Origin of the sequence: Candidatus Villigracilis proximus (assembly GCF_016717045.1) — a bacterium.
GTDB lineage: Bacteria > Chloroflexota > Anaerolineae > Anaerolineales > Villigracilaceae > Villigracilis > Villigracilis proximus.
The window spans coordinates 95,933-108,983 of sequence record NZ_JADJUO010000008.1 but is presented as its reverse complement, the minus strand read 5'-3'; the positions used below and the strand labels follow the sequence as shown (position 1 = coordinate 108,983).

12 protein-coding genes, 1 tRNA gene and 2 pseudogenes are annotated in these 13,051 nt (G+C 47.0%); 5 read left to right on the top strand and 10 right to left on the bottom strand.

The genetic code is table 11. From position 1 onward, the window contains the following. Window positions 1-22 precede the first annotated feature (22 nt). The 3 genes from IPL71_RS10455 to hisS all read right to left on the bottom strand — a co-directional run bounded on the left by IPL71_RS10455 (window position 23) and on the right by hisS (window position 1,887). A tRNA-His gene (locus IPL71_RS10455) sits at window positions 23-97 on the bottom strand. A gap of 49 nt (window positions 98-146) precedes the next feature. After that, window positions 147-611, bottom strand: coding sequence for a GNAT family N-acetyltransferase (locus IPL71_RS10450; protein ID WP_345321347.1), 465 nt, complete (start codon window positions 609-611; stop codon window positions 147-149). A 4-nt stretch (window positions 612-615) separates the two neighbouring features. Then, window positions 616-1,887 carry a histidine--tRNA ligase gene (gene hisS / locus IPL71_RS10445; RefSeq protein ID WP_345321345.1) on the bottom strand — a complete coding sequence of 424 codons (1,272 nt, stop codon included), beginning with the start codon at window positions 1,885-1,887 and terminating at the stop codon, window positions 616-618. Between the two features lie 50 nt (window positions 1,888-1,937). Between hisS and IPL71_RS10440 the strand changes: the two genes are divergently transcribed. The 5 genes from IPL71_RS10440 (at window position 1,938) to IPL71_RS10420 (ending at window position 6,401) form a co-directional block, all read left to right on the top strand. Then, complete coding sequence (locus IPL71_RS10440; protein ID WP_345321343.1) at window positions 1,938-2,315, top strand: HIT family protein; 378 nt, start codon at window positions 1,938-1,940, stop codon at window positions 2,313-2,315. Between the two features lie 75 nt (window positions 2,316-2,390). Continuing rightward, on the top strand, window positions 2,391-3,209 hold the full coding sequence (locus IPL71_RS10435) for a class I SAM-dependent methyltransferase (protein ID WP_345321341.1): 819 nt from the start codon (window positions 2,391-2,393) through the stop codon (window positions 3,207-3,209). Window positions 3,210-3,332: 123 nt separating this feature from the next. Further along, a complete protein-coding gene (locus tag IPL71_RS10430) occupies window positions 3,333-3,965 on the top strand; it encodes a PIG-L deacetylase family protein (RefSeq protein WP_345321339.1) in 633 nt (210 codons plus the stop codon). A gap of 173 nt (window positions 3,966-4,138) precedes the next feature. Continuing rightward, window positions 4,139-5,863: a P-loop NTPase family protein gene (locus tag IPL71_RS10425; RefSeq protein ID WP_345321337.1), complete on the top strand. Its 1,725-nt coding sequence runs from the start codon at window positions 4,139-4,141 to the stop codon at window positions 5,861-5,863. A 118-nt stretch (window positions 5,864-5,981) separates the two neighbouring features. Next, complete coding sequence (locus IPL71_RS10420; protein ID WP_345321335.1) at window positions 5,982-6,401, top strand: hypothetical protein; 420 nt, start codon at window positions 5,982-5,984, stop codon at window positions 6,399-6,401. Between the two features lie 147 nt (window positions 6,402-6,548). Here IPL71_RS10420 and IPL71_RS10415 read toward each other — a convergent pair whose 3' ends face one another. From IPL71_RS10415 to sufC, 7 genes and pseudogenes are all read right to left on the bottom strand, one after another. Then, window positions 6,549-6,794, bottom strand: a complete 246-nt coding sequence (locus tag IPL71_RS10415) for a Rieske (2Fe-2S) protein (RefSeq protein WP_345321333.1) — start codon at window positions 6,792-6,794, stop codon at window positions 6,549-6,551. 5 nt (window positions 6,795-6,799) lie between these two features. Next, on the bottom strand, window positions 6,800-7,195 hold the full coding sequence (gene sufU / locus IPL71_RS10410; RefSeq protein ID WP_345321332.1) for a Fe-S cluster assembly sulfur transfer protein SufU: 396 nt from the start codon (window positions 7,193-7,195) through the stop codon (window positions 6,800-6,802). Window positions 7,196-7,198: 3 nt separating this feature from the next. After that, a pseudogene (locus IPL71_RS10405) lies at window positions 7,199-8,438 on the bottom strand (cysteine desulfurase). Between the two features lie 48 nt (window positions 8,439-8,486). Continuing rightward, complete coding sequence (locus IPL71_RS10400) at window positions 8,487-8,771, bottom strand: hypothetical protein (RefSeq protein WP_345321331.1); 285 nt, start codon at window positions 8,769-8,771, stop codon at window positions 8,487-8,489. A gap of 497 nt (window positions 8,772-9,268) precedes the next feature. Continuing rightward, a complete protein-coding gene (sufD, locus tag IPL71_RS10395) occupies window positions 9,269-10,678 on the bottom strand; it encodes a Fe-S cluster assembly protein SufD (RefSeq protein WP_345321330.1) in 1,410 nt (469 codons plus the stop codon). A 2-nt stretch (window positions 10,679-10,680) separates the two neighbouring features. Next, entirely contained in the window at window positions 10,681-12,108 is a 1,428-nt protein-coding gene (gene sufB, locus IPL71_RS10390) for a Fe-S cluster assembly protein SufB (RefSeq protein WP_345321327.1), read from the bottom strand. 77 nt (window positions 12,109-12,185) lie between these two features. Then, window positions 12,186-12,960 (bottom strand): annotated as a pseudogene (sufC, locus tag IPL71_RS10385) (Fe-S cluster assembly ATPase SufC). Window positions 12,961-13,051: the final 91 nt, after the last annotated feature.

The following is a 13,051-nucleotide window of genomic DNA, read 5'->3' as shown; positions in this document are numbered from 1 at the left end:
GAAGCCTTTAGGGTCTGGGGATTGGGGAGCCTGAAGGGTTTCGAACCCTCAACATCTACAGCCACAGTGTAGCGCTCTGCCGTTGAGCTACAGGCTCCATAGCGAGCAGTATTTTATCATAGAATGATTTTTTTGTTCAAGAAACTTTAGCGCAGTTTCAAAATTGCCAAAGTCTCGCCGTCCATCAGTTCACCCGGTTCAACAAACCCCAAACTGGCATACAAAGCCTGGGCGGCCTTATTATGCGGCTCGTAGCTAATCCCTACCTGAAGAATTCTTTCATCGGCACGGAATATTTCAAGCGCCTGCTCCATCGCAGTCCGCCCATAACCTTTGCCTTGAAAACGTTCATCCACCATTAAACGTATAACAAATCCCTGAAAACGGGAATGTGCAAAATTCAAACAATACATGAGGAAGCCAACCGGCTCTCCATCTGCATAAACACCAAAAGGATAAAAATCCCAATGGCCTTCATCTTCAAAACCAAATTGTGCTTCAGCAATTGAGTAGACGTTGGAGGCTACAAATCCACGTTGATCTTCGCGAACTTGCAGTTTGATCAACGCCTCCCAATTTTCAGCAGTAACAGGACGTAATTCAACAGACATGGACTCACCCAATAATTTTGCGGATGACTTCAGCCGCCGCTTCGCGCTTAACTGTAACTTGCTCGCCATTAATCAAATTTTTCACCGCCACCTGAGCATTCGCCGCCTCATCCGGCCCGACAGTGACCACCACACTGACTTTCATCTTGTCTGCAAATTTGAACTGCTTTTGCAGTTTGGCGGGTTCGGGGTAGCACAAAACTTTCAAGCCGGCAGCACGCAACTCACTTGCCAAAGCATAGGATTCGCGCAAAAGACTCTCGTCAAAAATCGTAACAAGCACAGGCGCGGGGCTGGGAATGAATTCGGGCAATAGTCCTCTTTCTCTCAAGACAATTCCCATCACCACATCGCCCATGGCAAAACCAACGCCAGAGAGAGGCTGTCCACCGACATCTGCGAGCAGATTATCGTACCGTCCGCCGCCGAGGATGGCGCGTTTGACAGAACCGCTGGTATCGAAGGCTTCAAAAACCGTGCCGGTGTAATACAAAAGTCCGCGCATGATGTTGGGATCAAACTTAACATAGTCTTTGACACCCAGAGCTTCGAGTGCGGCAAATAAACGCACAAGCTCGTCACTGTTTTTCCACAGGTCAAAATTACCGAGGATATTTTTCAAACCATCGAGTTGAGTTTGATTCAAGCCAAGTTCAAGCGCATATGTGTCCCATTTGGCGGGTTCCATCTTGGAGCGGCGATCTACTAAATTAGAAACATCCATGCGCTTTTCGACAGCGATACCTAATGCATCAAATTCAGAATCCATCAGCCGCCGATTATTCACATAAATGGTAGCCTGCTCGGGATTAAGTCCGACCGAGCGCAGGAATGTAGCACCGACTGCGATTAATTCCGCATCCGCTTCCGGCGAGCTGACTCCGAGCATGTCAATATTCCACTGGAAAAATTCGCGGGTACGTCCCTTTTGGGGCTGCTCGTAACGCCAGAACGGGCCAAACGACCACCAGCGCACAGGGAAAGTCAACTCACCCTGTTTGGCCGCGATCATACGCGCCAGGCTTGGCGTGAGCTCGGGCCGTAATGTGACAAAATCTCCGCCGCGGTCGGTGAAAGTAAATGATTGCTTCTTAACAAGTTCCTCACCGGATTTCGCCGCATAAAGATCAATCGTTTCAATGAAAGGGGCATCCCATTCCTGATAACCGAAGGAACGCGCAGCCGCGCCGACCTTTTCGTAAATGAAATTACGCAAAGCCATTTCTTCGGGATAAAATTCTCTTGTGCCTTTTACAGATTGTATTTTGCTCGCCATAGTGACTCCAATGCGCGAATTCTATCATGAGATTTCAAGGAGAAATAAAAATGAACGACTGCCCGTTTTGCGAAAACCAGATTGACCGAAACGAAGTGATCCTTGAGAATGACCTTTGTATATTTTTGCGCCGTGAGAATACGATCTTGATCGGCTCGGGGCTGATCATTCCGCGCGCGCATCGTGAAACGGTTTTCGACCTCACCCCTGAAGAGTGGAGTGCCACCCACAGCATGATTCATCAAGCAAAAAAATTACTGGATGAAACCCACCAACCCGATGGATACAACCTGGGCTGGAACTGCGGCGCAGTCGGCGGACAGCACATCTTCCACGCGCATCTGCACATCATTCCGCGCTATAAAGATGAGCCGTTCGCCGGGAAGGGTATTCGCTACTGGCTGAGTCGTGAAGAAAACAGACGTTAATTGGCTTCAAAATTCAGCGGTTGAATTTTGAAGCGCTTTTGGTATAATCCTTTTATTACTTTCAAGGAGAGACAAATGAAAATTGATTATCAGGAACCAAGCAAAGACCTGCTCATGCGCATCGACATTCACGAAAAATATGGCTCCGCCAATATTGACGTGTGGACAAATGAACTGCTCAAGCCTCAAGCCGGAATGAAAATTCTCGATGTAGGCTGCGGTGCAGGAAAACTATCCTTTCTTTTTAACGAATACACCAAAGGCGAAGCAAAGATCACCGGCGGCGATTTCTCTGAAGAACTGCTCGACAAGGCACGCGAGAAAAACAAGAAAGTCGGCGCAAGTATTGATTTTCAATTTTTGGATTTTAACCAGCCCTTCAAATTTGAAGACAATACATTTGACCTTTGCACCAGCGCCTTCGCCATCTACTACGCCTCAGATCTGGACTTTACATTTGGTGAGGCTCATCGGGTGCTGCGTAATGCTGTTTCGGGGAACTCTGGCGGACGACTCTTTGTCTCCGGGCCATTGCCTGAGAACAAGCAAATGTTCTATGACATCATCAAAGAAGCCACTGGCGCGGCCATTCCGCCCATGCCCGGTTCTTCACGCTTCAAGGGTGATATCTTCAACACCATCAGCAATATCTTCGCCAAGACCGAATTGCATAAATTTGAGAATCACCTCACCTTCCCTGAAGTCGCACCGTTCATTGATTATGTCCGCGCTTCATTAAGTGAAGACCGCAAACTGTGGACATCCATGTTCAACGGTAAAGATGAATACGAAGCATTGATCGGCAAGATCGAAGCCGTTGCCAAGATGTGGTTTGAACGCGATGGCAAACTGGTGATGACCAAGGTCGTTGGCGGTATTCTGGCAACAAAATAAAAACGGATGTTTCAACGGATCGCTGCGCGGAACAGATGAACGGATTTTGCAATGGATTGCTGCAGCAAAACGGAAAACACAACGGACTGCAAACGGATAGATTGAACAACGGATAGGAAACGGATGAATTTTTTTGGTAAACGTGTTCTCTTTTTAGGTGCGCACCCTGATGATATTGAGTTGGGATGCGGCGCTTTGTTACATCACATCGTGAAAGAAACGGATGTGTTATGCGTCACACTTTCGGACAATCAAAAAAATCCGGATCTGAAACAAGTCAGGAATGAGCATATACGCTCGATGAAAATACTGGGCGTGCCGGAAGAAAAGGTGGTATTTGGAACTTTTCAAACCCGCGTCTTTCCAGACGCACGACAGGAAATTTTGGAGTACTTTCTAAAACTCCGCAAAGAATTCCAGCCTGATTTGATCTTCACTCACAGCAAACAGGATGTGCATCAGGATCACAACACCATGACCGATGAAGCTCTGCGCGCTTTTCGTGGCATCACCGTGCTGGGCTTTGACGTTGTCCGCTCTTCGTATGGATTCTTCCCAAATTTTCTTGCCCAAGTAACTGAAGAGGATGTGAATAAGAAGATCGAAGCGTTGGCAGAGTATGAAACATACCGCGACCGATATTACTTCAACAACGAACTGACCCGCTCCATTATGGTGCGTCACGGTGCGCTGGCGGAATGTCCATTTGCAGAGGGGTTCGATATTTTGAGGATCGTGGGCACATTCGAAAAGTAAATATTCAAATTTGAAAATTCCCAGCGAAAAACACGCTGGGAATTTTTTATTGACAAACCACGCCAGGAAACCATATAATAATTCATCATAATGATTGTTGAACGGGGAAATTGGTAAATTTACAGTAGCAGGCTTATTTTTATAAACAAGAATACTCAGAGCAAGAGGTCAATGTGGCAAATGTATCCATCGGCGGTAATGTAACAGACAGCGTAATGGTGTTCGGAAACGATAATTATGTCGTCAAAATCGGGGATGTTAACGGCGGTATCGTTAATATCATCAAACCCTCTGACAAGCCAAAATATTCAGCACGCATCGCGCCAGTGACAATAAAACCGCGCGACTTCCCGTCGCTGATTGACCGCGAATACGAATTTGAAGCCATCAAAAAGGCGACGCAGTTTTCCAGTCCCGTTTCCATTTGGGGGCAGGACGGTATCGGGAAGACGTCTTTTATCCGCCATTTAATACATTCTCTGGACTCAGCTAATTTCACAAGCGGCACGATTTACATCAACACATCCGGGCTTGGGTATGAAGACCTGTTACAAGCCTTGTTTGATTCCTTTTTTGATAGTGACTCGTCCTACAAACCTTCAACGACAGAAATCCTCCGTGAACTGCAAAGCATAAAAGCGCTTGTAATTCTGGATGATCTACAAATCGGGCGGGATGAAGCCATTTCCGTTTTGAACGCAGCACCCAACTCCCTTTTTATCTTTTCCTCCATCGAGCGCAGTCTATGGGGTGAAGGCGAAATTATTCCATTGCGCGGATTGCCCGAAAAAGATGCGCTCAAACTTTTTGAAAAGGAATTGTCGCGTGCATTGAATGAACAGGAAAAAGTAACTGCCGCAACACTCTGCACTGTTCTGCAGGGACATCCACTTCAGATTTTACAAGCCGCATCGCTCGCCAGAGACAGCGGAAAGCCTCTTGAAAGCCTTCTCAACGAAGTAAAGAGTGAGAAGGAAGAAAACAGGTCCATGGTCTATATGGGTATGGCAAACCTGAGCGACTCGGAGAAACAAATCCTCGCACTGCTGGCAGCAGCCGGCGGAAATATCGTTCCATTGCAACATGTAACGGGGATTCTCAAGAGTGGAAAAGAACAGGAGAATCTACAAAAGCTGATCAAGCTCGGGCTTGTCCAGTCACACAGTCCACGCTACAGCATAAACGATGCGCTTGTGTCCTCAATTACCAGTGCGTGGGAAATTACCTCCTGGCAGGACGTCCTGCTAAACTACGCGATTAATTGGCTAAATCAGCAACCAGCTTCAGCTTTAGTGGAAGAATCGAGCGGGCTTTTAATCCACACGATCAAGAACGCCGGTGAAAGAAAGAAATGGCGCGAAGTGATCCAGCTTGGCCGTGCGCTTGAGAAGTTCATGATTCTTTACAAACGCTGGCAAACATGGTCTGATATTTTAAATTTGATCCTCACTGCTGCAAAAGCATTGAACAACAGCCAAGTGCAAGCATGGGCACTTCACCAACTGGGAAGCCGCGCCTTATATCTAGGATACGCCAGTGAAGCAAAAACTCTTTTGTCGCAGGCCTTAAATATCCGCCAAGCCATTGGCGACAAGGCGGGACTGGCCCTCACCCAACATAACATCAACACGCTGAACGGAATTATCGCGCCTTTGAAAGGAGATGCTTCCGGCTGTAAAAAAATATGCATCCTGGGGATGCGGCACAGCAGTTGTGGTGACGGCTGCGCTCACACTGGCCTGGCTGGTCTTTACTTTTATTATTCCGCAAAATATTACACCCACAAAAATTCCCACACCATCGGAAACTCCATCTCCGACCATAACGCCAACATCCACGCCAACCGCATCGGTCACGCCAAGCCCCACCAACACACCTATACCGGTATTACTTTATGATTTTATTGACCACGCGGACGAAGCGTATTGGTTCAATTACACAAAAAACAGCGATGGTGAATTCGAAAACGATCTGACATTTTTTTTCGAGCCAGTCTCTCCTGACCCGGAAACCTACATGGCCAAAAGCGAGAATAATTATGTAGGCTGGGAACCAAATGTAACCTTAATGAACGGAAACATTCAAAAACGGGTGCTATTGACCTATCCATATTTTGATTACTTCAAAGTATTCGGCAACTACGAAAAGGTCAGCATTGACCAGTCCGCGCCCAACGGATATTTGGAACTACAAGCTGGATACAAGGATATTTTTATTGAATCGACAGAAGGCGCTGTATTCAGGATATACATCAACGACAGGTTGATGCTTGAGGAGTTTTACAAGTTTGGAGACAAGCCAATAAACACCATTAAACAAGTCAGTGTCCAAAAAGGTGTATACCAATTCAGGCTCGAAGTGGAATCACTAGACCCATCTCCATATGATTACGCTGTTTGGGCAGTTGTTAAACTATGGGACAGAAACCCGCGATGATCTATATATAAATAAAAATGCTCCCGGACGGGAGCATTTTTTGTGATCTATTCCTTTAATATGCCAACAAAAATAGTCCCTCCCGTATCTGCACGGGATATGCAGGGATATCTATCACAGCGGGCATGGCCATGGCTTTCCCTGTCTTTATATCAAACTCAGCCCGTGGCGTGGACAAACGATATTGTCACCTTCGAGTACCCCATCACCCAACGGACCGTCGTCATGCGTGCAAATATCACCAATTGCAAAATACTGTCCTGCAATATTGAAGATGACAACCGGTTTATCGCCAAGCTCAACAAATAAGCGTTCTCCGTTAGGGAGCTCTGAAGCCGGGGCAATTTCCACGAAATCGATCTTTGATTCATCAACAACTTTATAGTTAAACATATTCCTCACTCCACCAGATCATCGCCGGCTTCTCCCAACCCGTACACGCCGGCTTTCAAAACCTTTAACGAAAGCAGCGCACACTTCAAGCGGACAGGGCCAAGTTCAATGCCAAGTAATTCCAAAATAGATTCCTTATTAAGTTTCTTCACTTCTTCAAGCGGCTTGCCTATAACAAACTCCATTAATAGATCAGCCGAAGCCTGCGAGATGGCGCATCCGTGACCATCAAAGCGGGCGTCAGTCACAACCCCGTCAGCGCCTACGCGCAAATCAATCTGGATGTGATCGCCGCAGAGTGGATTATTATCTGCAAAGGAAATATCATACGGATCTAATTTTCCGCGATACGAGGGATTCTTGTAGTGTTCAATGATTACTTCACGATAGAGATCGTCCATAATTTACCCAAACATCTTTTTAACTTTATAGATTCCGTTCACCAGCATATCCACTTCTTCTTTTGTATTATACAAATAGAAAGAAGCACGACTGGTGGCAGGAATTCCAAACTTTTCATGTAAAGGTTGCGCACAATGATGCCCCGCCCGCACGGCGATCCCATCCTGATCCAAGATCTGCGCCACATCATGCGGATGAACACCATCCAGTGTAAAAGCAGCCACCCCGCCTTTTTTATCCGCAGAAGGGCCAAATAATTTCACACCGGGAATCTCTTCCAGGCGTTCCAGGGCGTATTCAGTAACCTCATGTTCGTGCGCAGCAATATTTTCCATACCAAGAGTTGCCAGATAATCCACTGCTGCACCAAAGCCGATCGCCTCAGCAATGGCGGGCGTCCCTGCTTCAAATTTATGAGGAAGTGAATTTGCGCGAAACGAGCGTAATTTCACTTCTCTGATCATATCGCCGCCGCCCAAAAACGGGGGCATGGATTCAAGCAGTGCAGCCTTGCCATACAACACACCAATGCCAGTTGGACCGCACATCTTGTGTGCTGAAAAAGCAAAAAAGTCTGCGTCAAGATCCTGCACATCCACCTGCAAGTGCGGAGCAGACTGTGCGCCATCCACCAGCGTAATGGCACCTGCTGCATGAGCGAGTCGAATGATCTCAGCAGCGGGGTTGATCGTGCCCAGGACGTTGGACATGTGTGTAAACGAGACCAGTTTCGGGGTTCCGGGAAAGAAGCGTTTTATACGTCTCCATATCCAGCAAACCGTCTTCTGTCACAGGGACAAAATCCAATTCAATCCCACGCTCGGCCTGAAGCATGTGCCACGGAACAAGATTGCTGTGGTGTTCCATCTCGGTCAAAATGACAAGGTCGCCTTGTTTTAGATTTGCGCGCGCCCAACTATACGCGACCAAATTAATGGACTCGGTTGTATTGCGCGTGTAGATCACCTGCCGCGCCGAAGCCGAGTTGATAAATTTTGCAATTCTTTCGCGCGCACCTTCATACAACGTAGTCGATTCTTCTGCAAGTGAATGCACACCGCGATGAATATTTGCATTGGACATGCGATAAAAATCATCCATCGCCTGAATCACAGACAAAGGCTTCTGTGAAGTGGCCGTGGAATCCAAATATGTCAATCGTACTCCCGGGCGCACTTCACGCTCAAGAATGGGAAAATCTTTTCGGGTTTCGTTATATTTAGTTTCATGGGGTTTACACAGAAAACAGAGTACACAGGCAGACAAATGTCTGCCTGTGTATACTGTCAACTAATAATCTGGGATAAAATCTATTTTATCCTTGACAACTTTCTTACCGGCCACTGCGCGAATATGTTCAGAATTTACCGGATAGCAAAGAATACGATCAGGAACCATCCAGCCGTCGGTCAGATAAACATTGGAACGGAATTGTACAGCAACCATTTTGTGATCCACCTGCACCACAATTCCCTTGATCCAGCCGCGAATACGTTCCTTATTTTTATCGTGATCGCAAAACACTTCCACGGTATCGCCTACTTCAAAGGCGCTTTCAAGCTCCGGCGCTTTCATGAAGTTAAATTGATTGCCACGCGTAGAACGTTTTGCCGGGCGGCGTCGTTCAACAAGGGATTAACCGGGCGTTTCACAAGCGGAACCACAGCCTTGCAGGCCAACCAGTTTTGTTTTTACAGCAACAGGCGCTTCAACAATAGCCTCCGGCTTTACAATTAATGCAGAGGAAGGTCTTTCTTTTACAGCTGGGTTTTGTCATTAATTTCCTTGTTGGTTTTGCTTTTTTAGCAGGTTTTAAGATTATTTTTTTTGCAACTTTAACTTTTACCGCCACTTTGGATTTGCCAGTTGACTTTGGTCTCGCCTTGATCTTCGCCTTCAATTTGACTTTCGGTTTCACTGCCATGACTCACATCCTATCTTGGATTATAGAGACGCCCTCCGCCTCTTTCTTAACTGGTAGTTGCTGCAACCCTTCAGCTTAATCCTCGCTGGCGGTTAATGACCATCCTGCAAATTGATGATTTACAGGATGGTCTTGCATTTCTATCCTGCTATTTATCTACAGACAATTTATCCTGAATTGCCTGTTGAAATCTTTCACGCACACCTTCAAACGGGATACGCTGCATAATCGGATCGAAAAAACCTTCAACGACCAAACGCTCTGCTTCTGCCTGCGCAATACCAAGACTCTTGAGATAAAACAGCGGCTCTTTTTCAAATTTACCTACTGTTGCGCCATGTGTACAGCGGACATCGTCCGCGAGAATCTCAAGGCCGGGAATCGAATCTGCGCGAGCCTGCTCATCGAGAATCAAATTGCGATTCGCCTGATATCCATCAGTCTTTTGTGCGCCGGGAGCCACATAGATCATGCCCTGCCACACAGAGCGACTCTTGCCCTTCAACGCACCTTTGAACAATAAGTCACTGGTGGTGTGAGGAGCAAGATGATTCTGTTGTGTATCATGGTCAAGGTGCTGGGTGCCATCAGTAAAATAAAAACCTGACATACGCCCTACCGAGCCTTCGCCAGCCAGATCCAGGTCTGAGAAGTTCTTGGTGAGACGTGAACCCACTGCACCGAATATCCAATCCAGATTGCCGCCGCGTTCAACACGGGCACGCTCGTGAGAAAAATTCCACACGTGACGTCCCCATGATTGCAATTCTACAAAACGTAAATTTGCATCTTTGCCGACATGAATTTCAACAATACCGGCATGCATGGCATGACCAGTCTCATTGGGTGAAGCGGCTTCGTGAACATACGTCACCGAAGCGCCATCTTCAACATAGACGATCAAATGTGAGAAATGCGCCAGATCAGTGCCGGGTCCCCAAAGCACAGAGTGAAGCGGAGTTTCCACTTGCACGTTCTTTGGAACATACAACAACACGCCATTTCCTGCCAGGGCAGAAGCCAGCGCGGCAAATTTTCCATCTTCAGGTTTGACAATGGTGCCGATCAATTTATTGAGTAACTCAGTATGTTCGCGCTCTGCGGTGCGGATATCAGTGAAGATCACACCCTTCGAGACCAGATCAGGATCAAGGTCCACACGTGAACCGCCGGGCAGGAGGGTGATCTGTCCGCCGTGTTGTTCGCCAGTCAGCGGCTTGAGCAGACTCTCAGGCACGACCGGCAAATCTTCAAACGCACCTTCTTTCGGAATTTTGAAATCAGACGCAGGCAATAATCTTAAGTCGGTACGGCGCCAGGCTTCATCAGTAGTGATGGGCATGGAAAATTTTGTAAACGCATCCCAAGCCTTCGCGCGGACATCCTTCAGGCCGCCAGCGGGAATGGAATCAGCCGTAAAGGAAAATTCCTTCGCGGCCGAATCACGTCGAGTTCGAGTAACAGATACTTTTGGTTTCTCTTGCATTAAAAGACAAGCGTCAAAGGTCGAAAGTCGAAGGTCAAAGATCACGGACTTGTGACCTTTGACTTTTGACATCTCTATCCGATTGACCCCTCCATTTGTAGTTGAATTAATCTATTCATTTCAACCGCATATTCCATCGGCAATTCTTTGACCAGTGGCTCAATGAAACCGGAGACAACCATACCCGTGGCTTCTTCTTCGCTCAAGCCGCGAGACATAAGATAGAAAAGCTGCTCTTCGCCAACCTTGGAGACCGAAGCCTCGTGACCGATGGTAACATCATCTTCGTCAATTTCAATCGATGGATATGTATCGGAGCGGGATTTGGGATCAAGCAAAAGCGCATCACACACCACATTCGATTTGACACCTTTGGAGCCTTTATAAACTTTCACCAAACCACGATAAGAAGCACGTCCGCCGCCTTTGCTGATCGACTTGGATGTGATCTTGCTGGTTGTATTTGGCGCGAAATGCACCATCTTCGAGCCTGCATCCTGCACCTGTCCCGGGCCTGCGAATGCCATTGAAAGCATTTCGCCGCGTGCGCCAGGTTCCATCAAATAGCAGGAAGGGTATTTCATAGTGAGTTTCGAGCCGAGGTTCGCATCGACCCATTCATGAGAGGCATCCGCAAAAACCACGGCGCGTTGAGTAACGAGGTTGAACACATTGGTCGACCAGTTTTGAATGGTCGAGTAACGTGAACGAGCGCCTTTCTTCACCACGATCTCGATCACACCTGAGTGGAAAGAGTTGGTTGTATATTGCGGAGCAGTACAGCCTTCAACATAATGCACTGAAGCGCCTTCATCCACAATAATAAGCGTGCGTTCAAACTGACCAACATTGGCAGTGTTCAAACGGAAATATGCCTGAAGCGGAAGGTCAACTTTCACGCCTTTCGGAATATAAACAAATGAACCGCCGGACCAAACAGCACTGTTCAACGCGGCAAATTTATTATCTTCAATCGGAACCACTGTGCCGAAATATTCCTTGAACAGATCAGGATATTGTTTGAGGCCATCTTCAATCGAAAGGAAGATCACACCTTGTTTTTCAAGATGTTCCAAAATCGAGTGATAAACCATTTCTGATTCATATTGAGCACCCACGCCCGCCAGAAATTTCTGCTCGGCTTCGGGAATGCCTAACTTGTTGAAAGTATTCTTAATATCATCGGGAACATCGTCCCAATTCTTTTCGCTTTTCTCGGTCGGCTTGACGTAGTAAAAAATATTGTCAAGATCAAGGTTTGAAACGTCAGGTCCCCAGGTCGGCATGGGGCGTGAAAGATAATGTTCCAACGCCTTTAAACGAAAATCGAGCATCCACTGCGGCTCTTTTTTCATGCGTGAAATATTTTCTACAACTTCACGGCTCAAACCTCTTTCAGATTTGAACACATAGTTATCGTCGCGGTCATGAAAACCATATTTATAATCACCAATTTCATCGAGGATCTTGGTGTCTTCATTCAACTTGGTATCTTCAGCCATTGGGTTCACCATTTTTTATATCTGATGAAGACCCGCTTCAAGCGGACCTTCAAACTGCTACCGTTTAATAAGAGAGTCTAGGCCTCAGCCGTTTCTTCGTACTTCTCGCGCACCCAGTCATAACCCTGCTCTTCGAGATGTAACGCAAGGTCGGCGCCGCCAGATTCAACAATGCGGCCATCCAACATGATGTGAACGAAATTGGGCTTGATGTAATTCAACAGGCGCTGATAATGTGTGATGACGAGCACGCCCAGTTCAGGTCCAGCAAGAGCGTTGACGCCTTCGGAAACAATGCGCAGCGCATCAATATCCAAACCTGAGTCGGTTTCATCCAAAATAGCGAATTCGGGCTTGAGGGTTGCCATCTGCAAAATTTCGGCGCGCTTCTTTTCGCCGCCAGAGAAACCGTCATTGAGATAACGGCCAGCAAAGGCATGATCCATCTTAAGCGTATCCATTCTTTCCTTGAGCATCTTGCGGAATTCAAGAATGGAAATACCCTTATCTTCAGGGTTTACAGCGCGACGGCGGGCGTTCAACGCAGTGCGCAGGAAGTTAGCCACGGTCACACCTGGAATTGCGACCGGGTACTGAAACGCGAGGAAAATTCCAGCGCGGGAGCGTTCATCGGGCTCAAGTTCCAAAACATTCTGGCCCTTCAAAATGATCTCACCTTCAGTAACTGTAGTTGGGGTGTCCCATCAATGTATAAGCCAGGGTAGATTTTCCTGTGCCGTTTGGCCCCATAATGGCGTGAATTTCGCCTTGATTAATGGTCAACGAAAGACCTTTGAGAATTTCCTTACCTTCAATACTTACATGCAAGTTCTTAATTTCAAGTTGCGACATACCTTGGGCTCCTGAGAATTCACCGCTCGCGCGGTACTTTGTAAGCCATTACTGGCGTTTTTATCAATATTCAAGCATTATAGCAGGGTTG